Here is an 18,516-nt window from a genome sequence, read left to right on the forward strand (position 1 = left end):
ATCAGCCCGCCCAGGACTGCCGGGAGCGCTGCGGGCGCTGCCCGCCGCGGCCGTTCGGGCCGCCGCGCCTGCTTCGGTCGCCGCCGCGCTGCTCGTCGAACGACGGGCGGCCGCGCTGGTCGCCGCGGGCCGGGCGGTCCTCGCGGGCCGGACGTCCCTGGCCCTCGCGGCCGCGGCCCTGGCCGTCACCACGCGGCGGGCGCGGCCCGCCCTGCCTGCGGCCGCCGCCCTTCGGGCCGCCGCTGCGCGGGGTGTCCTTGCGCGGTTCGACGACCGCGACACCGCTGGGTTCGCGGGCGCCGGTCAGCCGCACCAGTTCCGCGTCCTGCGGGGAGATCTTCGTGGTCGTCGCGTTCACCCCGGCCTTCGAGGCCATCTGCTGGAAGGCGCGCTTCTGGTCGTCGGTCACGATCGTCACCACGGTGCCGGTGGCGCCCGCCCGGGCGGTGCGGCCCGCGCGGTGCAGGTAGTCCTTCGGGTCCGCGGGCGGTTCCACGTGCACGACGAGGCTCACGTCGTCGACGTGGATGCCGCGGGCCGCGACGTTGGTGGCGACCAGCGTTTCGGTGGTGCCCGCGCGGAACTCGTCGAGGATGCGGGTCCGCGCGTTCTGCGCCTTGCCGCCGTGCAGCGCGCCCGCGCGCACCCCGGAGGCGCGCAGCTTCTTCGTCAGCCGGTCGGCGTGGTGCTTGGTCCGCACGAACATGATGGTGCGGCCGTCGCGGGCGGCGATGCGGGAGAGCACCGAGAGCTTCTCCTCCGCGGACACCAGGAACTGGTGGTGGTCCATGCTGTCCACGCTGGCCGCGGGCGGCGCCAGCGAGTGCACCACCGGGTCGCTCATGTACTCGCGCACCAGCTTGTCCACGTCCCCGTCGAGCGTCGCGGAGAACAGCAGCCGCTGGCCGTCGGCCGGGATCAGGTCGAGGATCTCGCGGACCTGCGGTAGGAAGCCCATGTCGGCCATCTGGTCGGCCTCGTCCAGCGCGGTGCGCTCCACCTCGGACAGCACGCAGGTGCCCTGCCGCACGTGGTCGGACAACCGGCCGGGGGTGGCGACGAGCACGTCGACGCCGCGGCGCAGCGTGTCGGCCTGGCGGTTGAACGGCATGCCGCCGACGACCTCGCGCACGTACAGGCCCAGCGACTTCGCCAGCGGCTTGAGCGCGGTGGTGACCTGCGTCGCGAGTTCGCGGGTGGGCACCAGCACCAGGCCGCGCGGGTGCAGCGGGCGGGCGCTGCCGCGCTGCAGCGCCAGCAGCGGCAGGCCGAACGCGAGGGTCTTGCCGGACCCGGTCTGGCCGCGGCCGAGCACGTCGCGGCCGCTGAGCGCGTCCGGGATGGTGGCCGCCTGGATCGGGAACGCCTCTTCCAGCCCGGCCTCGGCGAGGGCGGCCACCAGCTTCTGCGGCAGGCCCAGCGAGTCGAACGGCGCCGGGTCGACCGCGGTCACGCCGACCTGGTCGAACAGGCTCGGCGCGGGTGCCGCGGCGGGCTTGGAGCCGCGACGGCGGGGGCGCCGGGAGCGGGCGGCGGGGGACGAGTCAGGACGCACTGCGAACCTCCGGGAACTGGCACGTCTCGGGGAGGTAGCGCGGTCGTGCGCTGATCACAAGGACGAGCCCGGCGCAACGACGGCGCCGCTGGTGGATGGCGGAGCACCGGAACCGGGGAGGACCGATCGGTTGCGAGGTCCTGCTTCACCCGCCGGGATCGTCCCGTGCGAGCGGTTGTCCAGTGCGGTCGCAGTCTACCCGATGTGGTCATGGAACCGGCCGAGCGGGGCGCCCTTTCAAGATCAACTAGCGTCGCGGGGCGTGCCGGTGCGGCAGCGCTCGGTGAGCGCCCCGGTGGCCGGCGGACGGGTGATCAGGCGGGGACGACCACGCACAGCGCCCGCTCGGACTCCTGCTCCACCCGCATCCCGGCGCCGCGGGCCAGCCGCAGCACGCCGTCCACATCGGCCGGTTCGTCCGCGGCGGCCGCCAGCACCCGCGCCAGCCGTCCCTTGTGGGACTTGTTGTGGTGGCTGACGACCTTGCGCGTCCCGTCCGCCGATTCCGACAGCACCCGCACCGACACCGCGCCCGGCACCCGCGCCAGCTCCGCGTACGCGCCCGAGCGCAGGTCCACCACGAACTCGTCCGAGCCCTGCAGCACCGGTTCGAGCACCGGCCGCCACACCGTGCGCAGCCCGCCGAAACCCGGCAGCGCGCTCCCGCCCGACAACCGGTACGCGGGAATCCGGTCCGCGCCGCGCACCAGCCCGAACAGCGCCGAGGCCACCGCCAGCCGCGCGTCCGCCCGGGACCGCTCCGGCGCGGCCAGCGACCGCACGTCCAGCGCGTCGAACAGCACTCCGGTGTAGCGCTCCAGGCCCGGCGCCGTCGGCGAGTCGAACAGCGCCGCGTTGCGCTCCACCTCGCCGGTCTGCCGGGCGGAGATGCCCAGCGCCGACAGGCTCGCGGGCACGTCCGCCGCCAGCGAGCGCAGCGCCTCCGCCAGCTTCCGCCGCGTCGGCGTCAGCTCCGGGTGCGCGAGCGCGTCCAGCTCCAGCGGCGGCCCGTCGCCGCCGGCGGCCTTGGTCTCGGAAGGGGGCAGCAGCACCAGCACGGTCGGCCAGCGTAGTGAACCCGCGCCCGGCGCCGAGCACCGCACCGCACCGGTAATCCGCTGGCAGCACCCCCGGTAGCTGCCGATACCCTCGACGGATCGCCGCACCCCACCGACCAGCACGAGGAGCCCCCGCCGTGATCACGAGGATGTCGACGTTGTTCTTGCGAACCCTTCGCGAGGATCCGGCCGACGCCGAGGTGCCGAGCCACAAGCTGCTCGTGCGCGCCGGGTACGTGCGCCGCGCCGCCCCGGGCGTCTACTCGTGGCTGCCGCTGGGCCTGCGGGTGCTGCGCAGCGTCGAAGAGGTCGTGCGCCAGGAGATGGACGCCATCGGCGCGCAGGAGATCCACTTCCCCGCGCTGCTGCCGCGGGAGCCCTACGAGCAGTCGAACCGGTGGACCGAGTACGGCCCGCTGCTGTTCCGCCTCAAGGACCGCAAGGGCGCCGACTACCTGCTGGGGCCGACGCACGAGGAGCTGTTCACCCTCACCGTCAAGGGCGAGTACAACTCGTACAAGGACTACCCGGTCATGCTGTACCAAGTGCAGACCAAGTACCGGGACGAGGAGCGTCCCCGGGCGGGCATCCTGCGCGGGCGCGAGTTCGTCATGAAGGACTCGTACTCCTTCGACCTCGACGACGAGGGCCTGGAGAACTCGTACCGGCTGCACCGGGACGCCTACGTCCGGATCTTCGACCGGCTCGGCCTGCGCTACGTGATCGTCGCCGCCACCTCCGGCGCGATGGGCGGCTCCGCCTCCGAGGAGTTCCTCGCGGAGAGCCCCACCGGCGAGGACACCTTCGTGCGCAGCACCGAATCCGGCTACGCCGCGAACGTCGAGGCCGTCGTCACCCCGGTTCCCGAGGCCGAGTCCATCGAGGACAAGCCCGCCGCGCAGGTGCATCACACGCCCGGCACGCCGACCATCGAGACCCTCGTCGACCACCTCAACGGCGCCGGGCTCGGCCGCGAGTTCACCGCCGCCGACACCCTGAAGAACGTGCTGGTCAAGACCCGCGAACCGGGTGCCGAGAAGTGGCAGCTGCTGGCCATCGCGGTCCCCGGCGACCGCGAGGTCGACTTCAAGCGCCTCGAAGCCGCCGTGGAACCCGCCGAGGTCGCGCTGCTCGACGAGGCCGACTTCGCCGCGAACCCGTTCCTGGTGAAGGGCTACATCGGCCCGAAGGCGTTGCAGGACAACGGGATCCGCTTCCTCGCCGACCCGCGCATCGTGCCCGGCACCGCGTGGGTGACCGGCGCCGACCAGGCCGACCACCACGTGGTGGACCTGGTGTGCGGCCGCGACTTCACCCCGGACGGCACCATCGAGGCCGCCGAGGTCCGCGAAGGCGACCTCGCCCCCGACGGTGGCGGCACCCTCGTCGCGGCCCGCGGCATCGAGATCGGGCACATCTTCCAGCTGGGCCGCAAGTACGCGGACGCGTTCGGGCTGGACGCGCTCGGCCAGGACGGCAAGCCGAAGCGGATCACGATGGGCTCGTACGGCATCGGCGTGTCCCGCCTCGTCGCCGCCATCGCCGAGCAGAGCCACGACGAGCTCGGCCTGGTGTGGCCGCGCGTGATCGCCCCCGCCGACGTGCACGTGGTCATCGCGGGCAAGGACGAGACCGTTCGCGAAGGCGGCGAGCGGCTGGCCGCGGAGCTCGACCAGGCCGGGGTGCGGGTGCTGCTGGACGACCGCACCTCCTCGCCGGGCGTGAAGTTCGCGGACGCCGAACTCGTCGGCGTGCCCACGATCCTCGTCGTCGGCAAGGGGCTCGCGAAGGGCGTCGTCGAGGTCAAGGACCGCGCCACCGGCGAGCGCGAGGAGATCGACGTGGACAAGGCCGTCGAGCACCTCGTCACCCTCGTCCGCAGCTGATACCCGCCAGATGAACGGCCCACCAGCCCGCGGGCAGGTGGGCCGTTCACCTGCGGCGGAGCTTCCGGAACGCGACGAGCAGAGGCGGCGCGAGCACCGCGGGGATGACCAGCGCCGGGTGCGCGGTGAACTCCCGCAGCACCGCGGCCACGTAGCCGAGCACGGCGGCGAGCAGCAGGAGATCCGCCCACCGCAGCCACGCCGGTAGCGGAACCGCGGTGCCGCGGAGGACGCCGCGCGCCGCGTTGAGCAGCAGCAGCGGTACCGCCACCGACCAGCACGCCCACCCCGCCGCCGAACCGTGCCCGTAGCGGGCCAGCACCGGCTGGACGACGAGCAGCACCAGCAGCGCCAGCGCCGGGGCGGGCAGGAACTTCAGGGCCGCGCGCAGCCGGGGTCTCGGCGCGGAGGCCACCGGGAACTCGGCTGCCTCGCGGTCGCGGGCCGACTCGCGGTCTCGGGCTGCCCCGCCTTCCTGGGCTGCCTCGCGGTCGCGGACCGATTCGCGTCCCCGGGCTGATCCCTGGTCTGGGGCTGCCCCGCGTTCTCGGGCTGATTCGCGGTCTTCGGCTCCGCGTTCCTGAGCCGATCCGCGTTCCCGAGCGAGTTCGCGTTCCTGGGTCGGCTCGGTTTCCGGGGCCGTTTCGGAACTCCGAGCCAGCTCAGGTCCGGGAACCGACTCGGGTGCCCGGTCCGGTTCGGGCTCGGGGACAGGCCCGGGTTCCCGCGCCGACCCCGTTTCCGGCACCGCCCCGGGCCCTGCGGCGGCCCGCTCCGCCGCCCCGTCGCGCAGCCGCGCGGCCAGTTGCTCGGCCCGCCGGTGGTCGCCCGCGTCCCGGTACAGCCGCGCGCACCGCTCGTAGTCCCGCCGGGCCGCCGCGGCATCGCCGTTCGCGGCATGCAGGTCCGCCAGGTGGTGCAGCGCGGTCGCGGCACGGTGCGGGAACCCGTGCTGCCGGGCCGAATCCAGCGCCGCCCGGTGCTGCCGCGCGGCGCCCTCGACGTCGCCGCGCCGCGCCAGCACCGCGCCCAGCTCGTTCGCGGCGAGCTCGACCTGCTCCGCGCACCCGTGCTCGGCCGCCAGTTCGCGCGCCGACCCGTACCGGCGCGCCGCCTCGTCGAGGTCGCCGCCGAGCAGCGCGACCCGCCCCAGCCCGCGCCGCGCCGCGCACTGCCCGGGCACGTCCCCGTCGCGGCGGGCCCGGTCCAGCAACCACCGGTACTGCTCCACCGCCGCCTCGTGCTCGCCCGCTTCGGCCGCGAGCCGCGCGAAGGTCGCGAGGAACGGCACCGGGAGCTCGTCGAGCGCGCGGGCCAGCTTGCCCGCTTCCCGGAGGGACCGGGCCGCCGCGGCGTGCCGACCGGCCGCGAGGTGCGCTTCGCACAGCACCAGCAGCGCCCGCAGCTCCGCGTCCCGGTCACCGAGGACCTGGGCCGCGCGCACCATCGGCACCGCCACCCGCACCGCTTCGGCCGCGCGCCCGGTCCGCTCGCAGCGGGCGACGAGCGCGGCGGCGATGCGCAGCGCAGCCCGGGCCGTCCGCACTTCCTCGGTGCCCGTTTCCGCTGCTCCCGAGCCCGCCGCGCCCATGCCTGCGCCTGCCGCGCCCGGGCCCGGGCCCACCTCCGGGGAGCCGGGCTCGGCCGACCCCGCACCGGCCGCGGCCCGCAGCCCCGCCAGCAGCGCCTCGTGCTCGTCGTGCAGCGTCCGCAGCGCCGCGCCGATCCGCGCCGCGCTCGCGTCCGCACCCGGCAGCAGCGGCGCCACCGCCGCGTCGGCGATCTCGGCGCAGCGCTCGGCGAACCGCAGCGCGAGCGACCGGCGCCGCGCGGCGGGCAGCGCCGTGAAGGACTCGGCCGCGCACTCGCCGGTGAGGTCGTGGAACGCGCCCCCGTGCGTGCGCGGCTCCAGCAGGTGCGCGGACCCCAACCGGTCCAGCAGCAGCCGCGCGAGCCGCGGATCGGGCTCGTCCAGCAGCGGCGCCACCCGGTCCGCGGTGAACGTGAGCCGCGGCAGCATCCCGAGCCGGTCGAACAGCTCCGCCGCCCGCTGGTCCACCCGCTCCGGCGACCGCCGCAGCGCCGCCACCGACAGCGCCACCGCCGAGCGCACCCTCTCCAGCACCGACAACCGGTGCGGCGAGTCCAGGTCGGCGGCGACCACCCGCGGTTCCCGCCGCGGATCACCCCGCAGCACGTCGCCGACGACCCGCAGCGCCAGCGGCAGGTGCCCGCAGCGCTCCGCGACCTGCCGCAGCTCGTCCCGCCGCCGCGCGCGCGGATCCGCGGGATCGCCCCGGACGATCTCGCGCCGCAGCAGTTCCACCGAGGCCGCCGCGGGCAGCGCGGCCAACCGGACCACCGCCGCGTCCACGTCGAGCTGGTCCCGCGAGGTGAGCAGCACCCCGTGCACCGCGTCGGTCGGCAGCAGCTCGCGCACGTCCCACCGCGGCCCCACGTCGTCCAGCACCAGCAGCAGCGGCAGCTCCGCGCGGGCGAACTCGGCGAACCGGCGGCGGACCAGCTCCGGTCCGCCCGTCGGCCCGCCCGGCACCTGCAGCAGCGCTTGCAGTTCCGCCGCGGCCTCCCGGAGCCCGAACTCGCCGTGCGCCGCGTAGCCGTGGCAGGCCAGGAACACGACCCCGCCGGGATGGGCGTCGCGCAGCCGGTCCGCCGCCGCGATCGCGAGCGCGCTCTTGCCGCAGCCGCCCATGCCCACCAGCAGCCGCACCGGGTTCGCCGCGCCGAGCACCGCGTCGAGCTCCGCTTCCCGCCCGGTCAGCGGCCCGGCCGCGCGCGGCAGCGTGGAACCCAGCGGCCGCGGCGCCGGGGTGGGATCGGAGAAGTGCACGTCGCCGAAGATCTGCCCGGCCTGCACCACGATGCCCTCGTTGCCCCGCACGGTGTTCTCCGCCCGGACCCCGTGCCGATGCCGCTCCCCGCCCATCACCCACGTATAGCGCAGGAGATCACCCGCGGACACCGCATCCGCGCGGATCGATCAGCCCTGGACGGCCTTGAGGACGGCGGCGGTGTCGGTGAGGTCGGGGAGGACGACGTGGGCGCCCGCGTCCCGCAGCTCCCGCTCGTCGCTGCGGCCGGTGGCCACACCGATCGCGATCGCGCCGTGGTGCAGCGCGCCGGCCACGTCGCGCGGGGTGTCGCCGACGACGACCACCGACTGCGGGGCGAACTCGGCGCCGTGCTTGGCGGCGGCCTTGCCGACGGCCGCGCTGATCAGGTCGTGCCGGTGCGGGGAGTCGGCGCCGAACCCGCCGATGTCGAAGTCCACGTGCCGGTGCAGCCCGAACGCGTCGAGCTTGTGGAAGGCGACCTCGGGGAGGTTGCCGGTGACGAGGCTCTGCACCACGCCGGGCGCCTCGGCCAAGGCCGCCAGCGCCTCCGCGGCCCCGGGCATCGCGCTGCCGCGCAGCGACAGCGAGTCCAGATCGGCCAGCACCACCTCGGTGAGCGTGCGGAACATGGCGCGCACGGTGTCGTCCGCGGCGTCGATGCCGTGCGCGGCCAGCACCTCGCCGGTGATCGCCAGCTCGGTCTTGCCCGCCATGTCCGGCACGTGCCGCAGCGACGTCCCGGTCACCTCGGCGAGGGTGCGCCGGTACCAGTCGACGCCGATGCCGCGGGCGTCGATCAGCGTCAGGTCCACGTCCCACAGCACGAGTCGGGCGGTCATCGCACCATCGTGGCACGCGGACCCGCGACCATGATCAAGATGTGAGCCATTTCCGCACGATCCGATTTCACCCGAAGAGATGGCATCAGCCTGCGAGGAAGCTCAGCCGGACCCGCCGCACCGGGTTGTCCACGTTCGTGTCCACCAGGCACACCGACTGCCAGGTGCCCAGCGCCATCCGCCCGTCCAGCACCGGCACCGTCGCGTACGGCGGCACCAGCGCGGGCAGCACGTGATCGCGCCCGTGCCCCGGCGAACCGTGCCGGTGCCGCCACCTGCGGTCCGCGGGCAGCAGCTCCCGCAGCTGGGCCAGCAGGTCGTCGTCGCTGCCCGCGCCGGTCTCGATCACCGCGAGGCCCGCCGTCGCGTGCGGCACCCACACGTTCAGCAGCCCGTCCCCGGCACCCGCCGACCGCAGGAACCGGTCGCACTCGGCGCCCAGGTCGTAGACCACCTCGACGGACCCGGTCCGGATCTCCACTTCCTCACTCCACATACCGCCACCGTAGAGCTCACTGGTTCGGCTGCTCGGCTCCTGTTGCTCAGAACTCGGGTGGCGGAACCTCAGCGGGATTCTCGCTGCGGGATCGATTTCACCGGTGGCTCCGCCACAGGAGAAATCGCTGTCCTCGCGAGAATCCCGCTGAGAACCCGCTGCGGTGCCGGGTGCATTGGTGGTCGCTGCTCAGCGGCTGCGCCGCTGACCGGAGAACGGCATGGCGGGGCGGGGTGGGCTGGCGCGGGTTCTCGTGCGGGCCTGGTCCGGTGGTGGCGCGGGCGGGGTGCCGTGGACGAGGATCGGGGGATGCGCACCGCCTTCGGCCTCCGGTTCGACGTTCCCGACGGATACCTGAACACCGCGAGCATCGGGGTTCCGTCCACCGGCACCGTCGACGCCGTCACCGCCGCCGTCGCCACCTGGGGAGCGGGCGGTGCCCGCCCCACCGACTTCGACGCCGACACCGACGCCGGCCGGGACCTGTTCGCCCGGCTCGTCGGCGTGCCCGCCGACCGGGTCGCCGTCGGCGCCACCGTTTCCCAGCTCGTCGGCATCATCGCCGCCGACCTGCCGGACCGGGCGCGCGTGCTGGTCGCGGAGGACGAGTTCACCAGCGTCAGCTTCCCGTTCGCCGCGCAAGCCGACCGCGGCGTGCAGGTCGACGAGGTCCCGCTCGCAGCGATCCCGGACAAGGCCGCCGACTACGACCTGGTGGCGGTGAGCGTCGTGCAGTCCGCCGACGGCGCCGTCGTCGACCTCGACGCGCTCCGCGAAGCCGTGCAGGGCCGCTCGACCCGGGTGCTGCTGGACACCACCCAGGCCGCGGGCTGGCTGCCGATGCGGCTCGACTGGGCCGACCACGTCGTCGGCACCGGCTACAAGTGGCTGCTCGCGCCGCGCGGATCGTCCTGGCTCGCCCAGCACCCGGACGCGCCCGCGCCGCGGGCGAGCCACGCCAACTGGTACGCCGGTGGTGGCATGGACAGCATCTACGGGCTCCCGCTGAAGCAGGCCCCGGGCGGGCGCGGGCTCGACCTGTCGCCGGTGTGGCTGGCCCAGGTCGGTGCCGCCGCCTCGATGCGGGAACTCGCCGCCCTCGACCTCGAACAGGTGCGGGACCACTGCACCGGCCTGGCGAACCGGGTGCGCGCCGAACTCGGAATCGCCCCCGCGGGCTCGCCGATCGTCGCGGTGCCCGGCGACGATGTCGCCCGCAAGCTCGCCGACGCGGGCATCGCGTCCGCCGCCCGCGCGGGCAAGGCCCGGCTCGCGTTCCACCTGTACAACACCGACGCCGACGTCGACCTGGTGCTCGGTGCGCTGCGCGGCTGAGCAGCCCGAACGTCTTCGCTGCGCACGTGCTGTTCTGCGCGCGATCCGCAACCGCTACCGTTAGTGCCCGTGCCGGACCCCCAAGGTGCACCCGAAGAGATGACAGGCTCGCCGCAGAACGCGCAGCGAGCTGACACTGCGCCACTCCAGCGCGACAACTCCCTGGTGAACCAAGAGCACCGCAGCGCCAGCCCCGCCGACTTCAGCCCGGACACCCTGGGCGGACCCGGCGAGACGACCCGCCCCGCGTTCCAGCAGCCGTCGGCCCAGCAGCCGCACGGCCAGCCGCCCGCGCAGCAGCCCGGCGGTGGTCCCAGCACGCCCGGCTACGGCCAGCCCCAGCAGAACCAGGCGCAGCAGAGTCAGCCGCAGCAGGGCCAGAACCAGGCGGCGCAGACCCAGATCGCGCACCAGCAGGCCTACCCGCAGCACTACCAGGGCTGGGGCGGGCAGCAGCAGTACGCGCAGCACCCCGGCCAGCAGCAGTACCCGCAGCAGGGCTACGGCCAGCAGAACCCGGGCCAGCAGAGCGCCGGACACCAGAACCCGGGCCAGCAGCACCCCGGACAGCAGAGCGCTCCGCAGCAGAGCGCCGCGCAGCACAACCCCGGGCAGCACAACCCCGCGCAGCAGAACCCGGCCTACCCCGGGCCGCAGGGCGGCGACATCAACCAGCGCGCCTACCCCTCCACCAGCAGGCAGGAAGCCGTCCGGCCCGAACCGGCGGCGCGCGCGGGAGGCGGCCTCCTCGCAGGCACCTCCATCACGCCCTCCGGCTGGCTGCTGCGCGGCCTCGTGCTGTTCGGCGTCGCCGTCGTCTCCGGCCTGCTCTGGCTGCTGATCAAGCCGTCCTCCGGCGACGACCAGGCGGCCGACCCGCCCGCGCCCGTCCCGCAGACCCAGAACCCGTTCCACCTCGAACTCCGCGAAGAGGGCCAGCAGGGCTGCGCCAACGTCTCCACCGGCCGGATCAAGGCGTTCTTCAACGAGCACAGCTGCGAACACCTCACCCGGGCGCTCTACACCACCGACCTCCCGGACGGGCAGCGCGTCCTGACCTCCGTGGTCACCGTGCGGCTCGCCGACGCCGCCAGCGCCGCGCAGCTCAACCAGCTCGTCACCCAGGACAACACCGGCAACGTGATGGACCTGGTCTCCGCGGGCCGCGACCTGCCCGACGACTTCCCCGGGCTCAGCAGCGACGTCGGCTACCACTCCGAGCAGCAGGACCGGCTCGTCGTCGTCGGCGAATCCGGGTACTTCGGCAAGCCCGACAACTTCGAGGACCAGCAGCTCACCGACGTGACCAAGGACGCGGTCCGGTTGGGCTGGCCGCAGGACAGCGGCTGATCCGTCCCGCTCCGGTGGTGGAACCTCGGCCGCCCCTCGCCGCGGGATCGTCGTCGCCGGTGGCTTCCGCCACCCGTGCCGGCGCCGTCCTCGCGAGGGGACCGCTGAGAACCCGGGGGGTCGGCCCAGCGGCTGCCGGGATCGCCGGCCCCGCCCTCGTCAGGGCTTGCCGGGCTGGGCTTCCGCGGCGGGGTTCTGGCCGATGGTGATGCGCCAGCGGGTGGCGCGGGTGGCTGCCGTGGTCAGGGCGGTGAGCGCCAGCCGCCGCACCGCCGGGTCCAACTCGTCCGGCTCGGTGTTCTCCAGCACCGAGCGCCAGCCGATCTGGCACTCCCGCTCGGCCACGACGAGCGCGCGGATCGCCGAGCCCTCGTCGGACACCCGCTCCGGCAGCGAATAGGCGGGCGCGGCGGCCGGGGGAGTGGCGCCGGTGGCCCTGATCAGGCGCTGCGCCTCGTCCCGGTGCCCCTCGTGCACCCCGGTGGCCTCCGCGACGGCCGCCTGCACCTGCGGGCGGGTCACGAACGCGGTCACCAGCTCGTAGGTCCACACCGCGGCGTTCTCCGCGTCCAACGCCGCGTCCACGGCGGTCTTGGCCTCGTCGGTCAGTTCTCGGCTCATGCCAGCACCTCCGCCAGGCTCGCGCAGCTCGCCGAGATCGATCCGGTCAGCCCCGCCCGGTAGCCGGGCAGGGTCGGGCACAGCTTCCCCGCGGCCTGCTCCGCCGCGGCCAGCGCCTGCTTCAGCGCCGCCTGCGCCTCGGGAGCCGAGGCGGGCACCTGCGGGGTCGGGGTCTGGTGCTCGCGGGGCTCGTCCGGCGGGTCGAGGCGGTCGATCTCCTGCTGCAGCAGCCGCGCGTGCTCGGCGCGGATCTCCGCCATCGCGCCCGCCTCCGCCCCCAGGGCGGGATGGCTGCGCGCGACGCCCTGCGCCAGCGCCGCGTCCGACCGGGCGCCGTCCGCCAGCGCCGCCAGCGGATCCGGCGCGTCCTCGCCGCCGGCGCACGCGGTGGTCACCGCGGCCACCGCGGGCAAGGCCGCCAGCAGCCGCAACACCGCGCGCCGTCCGACACGCGCTGGCCCGTTCGAGTGACGGGAGGGGAGGGGTGCTCGCACGCTGATCCATCCTGCCAGGCAGGCCCCCGACCGCCGCGCTGGGCCGGACGGAGGCCACGCCGCGCCGTGCCTGGAACCGACCAGATAAGCTGGACGACCGCGGCCCGCGCGCCCAGCGCCGGACGTGGGTTTCGCGAGTCCGGCCGAAGGCGGCGCCGCCCGAACCGGGCGTCGCCGGACCGCCCGGCCCGATCACCTCCGAAGTGACCCGATCATCCCCGAATCTAGGAGTGCCAACGTGTCCAGCCCGCCGCGCGATGAGTCCGTCGCGCTGCTGGAGCCCGTCGTCGCCGACGCCGTGTCCCAAGCCGGTTTCGACCTCGAGGAGCTCGACGTGCAGCAGGCTGGCAGACGCCGCCTGGTGAAGGTCGTCGTGGACTCCGACGACGGGGTGGGTCTCGACGAGATCTCCGAGCTGAGCCGAGCCGTCTCGCAAGTGCTGGACGCGCACGAGCACGTGCTCGCCGGGGCGTACACCTTGGAGGTGACCTCGCCCGGCACCGACCGGCCGTTGACCAGGCCCCGGCACTGGCGCCGCGCCCGGCACCGGCTGGTCAAGATCAAGCTCTCCGGCGGCGGCGACCTGACCGCGCGCGTCGGAGCCGCCGACGACGAAAGCGTGCAGGTGCTGGCCGACCAGCAGATCCGCACGCTGGCCTACCGCGACATCGAGCGCGCGGTGGTCGAGGTGGAATTCCAGCAGCCACCGGCGCAGGACCTCGTCCTGCTCAAGCGGGCGGCCGACGGCCCGGAAGGCGACGACCGGGAAGACACGGAGGAGTCGAGGTGAACGTCGACATCGCCGCGCTGCGCGCGATCGAACGCGACAAGGACATCCCGTTCGAGACGGTCCTGGAAGCGATCGAATCAGCGCTGCTGACGGCATACCGGCACACCGAGGGGCACCAGCAGCACGCCCGGGTGGAAGTGGACCGCAAGACCGGCGTGGTGCGGGTGCTCGCGCACACCCTCGACGCCGAGGGCGGGGTCGAGGAGGAGTGGGACGACACGCCCGAAGGCTTCGGGCGGATCGCGGCGACCACCGCGCGCCAGGTCATCCTGCAGCGGCTGCGCGACGCCGAGCACGAGCGCACCTTCGGCGAGTTCTCCACCAAGGAGGGCGAGATCCTCGGCGGCGTCGTGCAGCGCGACGCGAAGGCCAACTCGCGCGGCATGGTCGTCGTGCAGGTCGGGGACAGCGAAGGCGTCATCCCCGCCGCCGAGCAGGTGCCGGGTGAGCGCTACGAGCACGGCATGCGCGTCAAGTGCTACGTCGTCGGCGTCTCCCGCAGCGCCCGCGGCCCGCAGATCACCCTTTCCCGCACCCACCCGAACCTGGTGCGCAGGCTGTTCGCGCTGGAGGTCCCGGAGATCGCCGACGGCACCGTCGAGATCCCCGCGGTCGCCCGCGAAGCCGGGCACCGCTCCAAGATCGCGGTGCGCTCCTCGGTCGGCGGCGTCAACGCCAAGGGCGCCTGCATCGGCCCGATGGGGGCCCGGGTGCGCAACGTGATGAGCGAGCTGGGCGGCGAGAAGATCGACATCATCGACTTCTCCGAGGACCCGGCGACGTTCGTCGGCAACGCGCTGTCCCCGGCGAAGGTGATCTCGGTCGAGGTCGTCGACGAGCGGGCCAAGACCGCGCGCGTCGTCGTGCCCGACTTCCAGCTGTCGCTGGCCATCGGCAAGGAGGGCCAGAACGCCCGCCTCGCCGCGCGGCTCACCGGCTGGCGGATCGACATCCGCAGCGATGCCGACCCGGCCTCGCCGACCACCTCGGCGGGACAGGCCGTGGCCCCGCCGCCCGGTGGCGCGGCGGGCGCCGACGAACTGCCCGCGGTCGGCTCCGCGGAGTGACCGCACCGCCCCGGTGACGCCCGGTGCCGGGTCCGCCGCCACCTCGGTGGCGGACTCGGATACGAGCGCTGGCGGCGGCGGGTTAGAATCATTGGTGGCTCGACGCGAGGGGAGCGAGAATCCGCACACGAACGTCCGGTACGCACGGCGATCGCCGTGATCAAGGACCGGTTCGCACCTGTGTGGGGTGTCGCATCCGGACGTCGGCCGCCGAGCTGCTGCGAGTGGTGGCCGAGGACGGTTCCGCGGGTTCCGCGGTCGTCCCCGATCCGCGAAGCAGGCGGTCGGGTCGGGGCGCGTGGTTGCACCCCGATCCCCGTTGCCTGCGACTCGCCGAGCGACGTCGGGCGTTCCCCCGCGCACTTCGAGTGCCGGGGCCGCTGGACCTCTCCGCCGTGCAGGGACACCTGGACTCCACTCCGGATTCCGGGTCACTAGCGGCGAGCGGCTCATCACCAGACCGACGCGGGAACCTCCCGCGCGGACGCAGTTGAAGGAAGCAGGTCGACCCGTCATGAATCAGCCGTGAAGCTGAAGACATGAACGCGCATCGGCGATAGGACGAGGTCGAGCGGGACTGCCGCCCGGCCTCACCAGATGAGGAGAGCAGTGGCAGGCAAGGCCCGCGTGCACGAGCTCGCGAAAGAGCTCGGTGTGACCAGCAAGGAAGTTCTCAACAAGCTCGCCGAACAGGGCGAGTACGTCAAGTCCGCGTCGTCCACCGTGGAAGCCCCGGTGGCGCGCCGACTCCGCGACGCATACCCCAAGTCGGGCAAGCCCGGCGGCCGTGCCGGCGGGGCGAAGCCCGCGCCGCCGCGCAAGCCCGAAGGCCAGCCCGGTGCCGCCGGTGACGGTGCGCCCAAGCCCGGCCCGAAGCCCGGTCCGCGGCCGCAGGCACCCGCCCCGCAACCGGCGGAGCAGCAGTCCGCAGGCCAGCCGGCCGAGACCAGCGCGCCCAAGCCCGGACCGAAGCCGGGCCCCAAGCCCGGTCCGAAGTCCCCGGCCCCGGAGACCGCTCCGTTCGAGCAGGCTCCCGCCGCGCAGGCACCGGCCGCACCGGCCGAGGCCCCGCAGCAGGGCGGCGAGCAGCGTGCCGCCGCGCCGCGTCCCGGTGGCCCGAAGCCCGGCCCCCGGCCCGGCCCGAAGCAGGACTCGAAGCAAGGCGGCGACGCCGGCGACGGCACCGTCCCGCCGAAGCCGCAGGGCGCCAAGCCCAAGCCCAAGCCCGGCCCGCGTTCGCCGCGCGTCGGCAACAACCCGTTCGGCGTCGGCTCCGGTTCCCCGGCGCCGCGCCCGCAGCGTCCCGGCGGTGCCGGTGGCGGGCAGCAGCGCCAGGGCGGTCAGGGCGGCCCCGGTCGCGGCGGTCAGCAGGGGCAGCGCCCCGACCGCGGTGGTCAGGGCGGTGCCGGTACCGCTCCGGCGTCCGGTACTCCCGCCCCGCGCGGCGGCGGTGAGGGCGGCGGCAACCGTCCGAACCCGGGCATGATGCCCCCGCGTCCGAACCCCGGCATGATGCCGTCCCGCCCGGCCCGCTCCGGCGGTCCCGGTGGACCCGGCGGTGGCCGCGGTGGCGGTCGTCCCGGTGGCGGCGGTGGCGGTCGTCCCGGCGGCGGTGGCGGCGGTGGCCGTCCCGGTGGCGGTGGCGGCGGTTTCCGCGGCGGCCCCGGTGGTGGCGGCGGTGCTCCGGCCGGTGGGCCTCCCGCCGGTGGTGGCTTCCGCGGTCGTCCGGGCGGCGGTGGCCGTCCCGGTGGTGGCGGTCGCGGTGGCGCGGCCGGTGCCTTCGGCCGTCCCGGTGGTCCGGCGCGTCGTGGCCGCAAGTCCAAGCGGCAGAAGCGCCAGGAGTACATGGACAACATGCAGGCGCCGTCGGTGGGCGGTGTCCGGCTGCCGCGCGGTAGCGGCGAAGTCCTCCGCCTGCGCCGCGGTGCTTCGCTGACCGACTTCGCCGAGAAGATCAACGCCAACCCGGCTTCGCTGGTGCAGGCGATGTTCCACCTCGGTGAGATGGTCACCGCGACCCAGTCCGTCTCGGACGAGGTCCTGGAGCTGCTCGGCCAGGAGATGAACTACCGGGTCGAGATGGTCAGCCCGGAGGACGAGGACCGCGAGCTGCTGGAGTCGTTCGACATCAGCTTCGGCGACCCGGACAGCAGCGAAGAGCAGCTGGCCGCGCGGCCGCCGGTGGTCACCGTCATGGGTCACGTCGACCACGGCAAGACGCGCCTGCTGGACACCATCCGAAAGGCGAACGTGCAGGCCGGCGAGGCCGGTGGCATCACCCAGCACATCGGTGCCTACCAGGTCGTGACCGAGCTCGAGGGCAACGAGCGCCCGATCACCTTCATCGACACCCCGGGTCACGAGGCGTTCACCGCCATGCGTGCCCGAGGCGCGAAGTCCACGGACATCGCCGTGCTGGTGGTCGCCGCCGACGACGGCGTCATGCCGCAGACGGTGGAGGCGATCAACCACTCGCAGGCCGCGGGTGTGCCGATCGTGGTGGCGGTCAACAAGATCGACGTCGAGGGTGCGAACCCGGACAAGATCCGCCAGCAGCTCACCGAGTACAACCTGGTGGCCGAGGAGTACGGCGGCGACACCATGTTCGTCGAGATCTCCGCCAAGCAGGGCACCAACATCGACGGTCTGCTGGAGGCGATCCTGCTGACCGCGGACGCCTCGCTCGACCTGCGGGCCAACCCCGAGATGGAGGCCCAGGGCGTCGCGATCGAGGCGCACCTGGACCGCGGTCGCGGTCCGGTGGCCACGGTGCTGGTGCAGCGCGGTTCGCTGCGCGTCGGTGACTCGATCGTCGCGGGCAACGCGCACGGCCGAGTCCGCCGGATGATCAACGAGCACGACGAGGACGTCACGGTGGCCATGCCGGCCCGTCCGGTCCAGGTCATCGGGTTCACCTCGGTGCCCGGCGCCGGTGACACCTTCCTCGTCGTCGACGAGGACCGGGTCGCTCGGCAGATCGCCGACCGGCGCGGGGCGCGCATCCGCGAGGCGCAGAACGCCGCCAAGCGCAAGCGCGTCAGCCTCGAGGACCTGGACAAGGTGCTCAAGGAGACCAACCAGCTCAACCTGATCATCAAGGGTGACAACTCCGGTACCGTCGAGGCGCTGGAAGAATCGCTCATGAAGATCGAGGTGGGCGACGAGGTCGAGCTCCGGGTCATCCACCGCGGCGTCGGTGGCATCAACGAGTCCGACATCAACCTGGCCACCGCGGAGAACACCATCGTCCTGGGCTTCAACGTCCGGGCCGAGGGCAAGGCGGCCGAGGTCGCCAACCGCGAGGGCGTGGAGATCCGGTACTACTCGGTGATCTACCGGGCGATCGAGGAGATCGAGCAGGCGCTCAAGGGCATGCTCAAGCCCGAGTACGAAGAGGTCGAGCTCGGCAAGGCGCAGGTCCGCGAGGTCTTCAAGTCCTCGAAGGTCGGCACCATCGCCGGTTGCATGGTCACCGAGGGCATCATGCGCCGGAACGCCAAGGCCCGGCTGCTGCGCGACAGCGTGGTCGTCGCCGAGAACCTCAGCCTCAACTCGCTGAAGCGGTTCAAGGACGACGCCACCGAGGTCCGCGACGGGTTCGAGTGCGGTCTGACGCTCGGTTCCTACTCCGACATCAAGGTCGACGACATGATCGAGACCTACGAGATGCGGGAGAAGCCGCGCAACTGATCCACTTCCGCCGGGGGTCGTCCTTGCTGGGCGGCCCCCGGCGGTCGTGCGGGCGCACGATCCGAGGAGCGAGCTGATGTACGTCGGTGCGCTGGAACTGGACGTGCTGCTCGGTGACGTCCACTCGTTGAAGCAGAAGCGCGCCGTGGTGCGGCCCGTCGTGGCCGACCTGCGGAAGCGCTTCGACGTGGCCGTGGCGGAAGCAGGCGATCAGGACCTGCACCGCCGGGCCCTGATCGGGGTGAGTGCGGTCTCCGGCGACGCCGCGCACGTGCGCGACGTGCTCGACGCGTGCGAGCGCGCGGTCGCCGCGCGCCCCGAACTGGAACTCCTGTCGGCCCGGCAGCGGATGCTGGGTCCGGAAGACTGACGGCCCCGGGCGGGTTCTCCCGGTGACGGGGCCCGCCCGCGGCGGCAGCCCGGGAGCCGTGCCGTGGCGGCTCGACCGCCGGTGACACGGACACTGTTCACGCCCGGACC

General features: G+C 74.0%; 15 protein-coding genes. 8 read left to right on the forward strand and 7 right to left on the reverse strand.

Going from position 1 to position 18,516, the window contains the following annotated elements; genetic code table 11:
* Position 1 precedes the first annotated feature (1 nt).
* Together AC29IT_RS24080 and yaaA are read right to left on the reverse strand one after the other, a co-directional pair.
* Entirely contained in the window at positions 2 to 1,555 is a 1,554-nt protein-coding gene (locus tag AC29IT_RS24080) for a DEAD/DEAH box helicase (protein ID WP_488220180.1), read from the reverse strand.
* 314 nt (positions 1,556 to 1,869) lie between these two features.
* A complete protein-coding gene (gene yaaA / locus AC29IT_RS24085) occupies positions 1,870 to 2,613 on the reverse strand; it encodes a peroxide stress protein YaaA (protein ID WP_488220181.1) in 744 nt (247 codons plus the stop codon).
* Between the two features lie 137 nt (positions 2,614 to 2,750).
* Between yaaA and AC29IT_RS24090 the strand changes: the two genes are divergently transcribed.
* Positions 2,751 to 4,499, forward strand: coding sequence for a proline--tRNA ligase (locus tag AC29IT_RS24090; protein ID WP_488220182.1), 1,749 nt, complete (start codon positions 2,751 to 2,753; stop codon positions 4,497 to 4,499).
* A 46-nt stretch (positions 4,500 to 4,545) separates the two neighbouring features.
* Here AC29IT_RS24090 and AC29IT_RS24095 read toward each other — a convergent pair whose 3' ends face one another.
* The 3 genes from AC29IT_RS24095 to AC29IT_RS24105 form a co-directional block, all read right to left on the reverse strand.
* The gene (locus AC29IT_RS24095) at positions 4,546 to 7,401 is read right to left on the reverse strand and encodes a hypothetical protein (protein ID WP_488220183.1); all 2,856 of its coding nucleotides are present in this window, start codon (positions 7,399 to 7,401) and stop codon (positions 4,546 to 4,548) included.
* A 99-nt stretch (positions 7,402 to 7,500) separates the two neighbouring features.
* Positions 7,501 to 8,193, reverse strand: a complete 693-nt coding sequence (locus AC29IT_RS24100; RefSeq protein WP_488220184.1) for a haloacid dehalogenase-like hydrolase — start codon at positions 8,191 to 8,193, stop codon at positions 7,501 to 7,503.
* 85 nt (positions 8,194 to 8,278) lie between these two features.
* Positions 8,279 to 8,689 carry a YjbQ family protein gene (locus AC29IT_RS24105; protein WP_358438517.1) on the reverse strand — a complete coding sequence of 137 codons (411 nt, stop codon included), beginning with the start codon at positions 8,687 to 8,689 and terminating at the stop codon, positions 8,279 to 8,281.
* 309 nt (positions 8,690 to 8,998) lie between these two features.
* Between AC29IT_RS24105 and AC29IT_RS24110 the strand changes: the two genes are divergently transcribed.
* Positions 8,999 to 10,024 (forward strand): aminotransferase class V-fold PLP-dependent enzyme, encoded by a 1,026-nt coding sequence (locus AC29IT_RS24110; RefSeq protein WP_488220185.1) that lies wholly within the window; start codon positions 8,999 to 9,001, stop codon positions 10,022 to 10,024.
* Between the two features lie 165 nt (positions 10,025 to 10,189).
* A complete protein-coding gene (locus tag AC29IT_RS24115) occupies positions 10,190 to 11,374 on the forward strand; it encodes a hypothetical protein (protein ID WP_488220186.1) in 1,185 nt (394 codons plus the stop codon).
* A gap of 159 nt (positions 11,375 to 11,533) precedes the next feature.
* Here AC29IT_RS24115 and AC29IT_RS24120 read toward each other — a convergent pair whose 3' ends face one another.
* Positions 11,534 to 11,995 (reverse strand): DUF4439 domain-containing protein, encoded by a 462-nt coding sequence (locus AC29IT_RS24120; RefSeq protein WP_488220187.1) that lies wholly within the window; start codon positions 11,993 to 11,995, stop codon positions 11,534 to 11,536.
* The gene (locus tag AC29IT_RS24125; RefSeq protein ID WP_488220188.1) at positions 11,992 to 12,429 is read right to left on the reverse strand and encodes a hypothetical protein; all 438 of its coding nucleotides are present in this window, start codon (positions 12,427 to 12,429) and stop codon (positions 11,992 to 11,994) included. Before AC29IT_RS24125 ends, AC29IT_RS24120 begins: the two co-directional genes overlap by 4 nt.
* A gap of 298 nt (positions 12,430 to 12,727) precedes the next feature.
* Between AC29IT_RS24125 and rimP the strand changes: the two genes are divergently transcribed.
* From rimP to AC29IT_RS24150, 5 genes are all read left to right on the forward strand, one after another.
* A complete protein-coding gene (gene rimP / locus AC29IT_RS24130) occupies positions 12,728 to 13,279 on the forward strand; it encodes a ribosome maturation factor RimP (protein WP_358438504.1) in 552 nt (183 codons plus the stop codon).
* A complete protein-coding gene (gene nusA / locus AC29IT_RS24135) occupies positions 13,276 to 14,346 on the forward strand; it encodes a transcription termination factor NusA (protein WP_488220189.1) in 1,071 nt (356 codons plus the stop codon). Before rimP ends, nusA begins: the two co-directional genes overlap by 4 nt.
* A gap of 227 nt (positions 14,347 to 14,573) precedes the next feature.
* A complete protein-coding gene (locus AC29IT_RS24140; RefSeq protein WP_488220244.1) occupies positions 14,574 to 14,840 on the forward strand; it encodes a YlxR family protein in 267 nt (88 codons plus the stop codon).
* Between the two features lie 115 nt (positions 14,841 to 14,955).
* The gene (infB, locus tag AC29IT_RS24145) at positions 14,956 to 18,036 is read left to right on the forward strand and encodes a translation initiation factor IF-2 (protein ID WP_488220190.1); all 3,081 of its coding nucleotides are present in this window, start codon (positions 14,956 to 14,958) and stop codon (positions 18,034 to 18,036) included.
* A gap of 76 nt (positions 18,037 to 18,112) precedes the next feature.
* Entirely contained in the window at positions 18,113 to 18,406 is a 294-nt protein-coding gene (locus AC29IT_RS24150; RefSeq protein ID WP_358441244.1) for a DUF503 domain-containing protein, read from the forward strand.
* Positions 18,407 to 18,516 lie beyond the last annotated feature (110 nt).

It is taken from the genome of Saccharopolyspora sp. MMCC62 (assembly GCF_057736575.1).

Bases quoted from the DNA above. Each gene is read 5' to 3' on its own strand.
- AC29IT_RS24100 (WP_488220184.1), bottom strand. From the start codon at position 8,193: ATGACCGCCCGACTCGTGCTGTGGGACGTGGACCTGACGCTGATCGAC.
- AC29IT_RS24105 (WP_358438517.1), bottom strand. From the start codon at position 8,689: ATGTGGAGTGAGGAAGTGGAGATCCGGACCGGGTCCGTCGAGGTGGTC.
- AC29IT_RS24110 (WP_488220185.1), top strand. From the start codon at position 8,999: ATGCGCACCGCCTTCGGCCTCCGGTTCGACGTTCCCGACGGATACCTG.
- AC29IT_RS24120 (WP_488220187.1), bottom strand. From the start codon at position 11,995: ATGAGCCGAGAACTGACCGACGAGGCCAAGACCGCCGTGGACGCGGCG.
- AC29IT_RS24150 (WP_358441244.1), top strand. From the start codon at position 18,113: ATGTACGTCGGTGCGCTGGAACTGGACGTGCTGCTCGGTGACGTCCAC.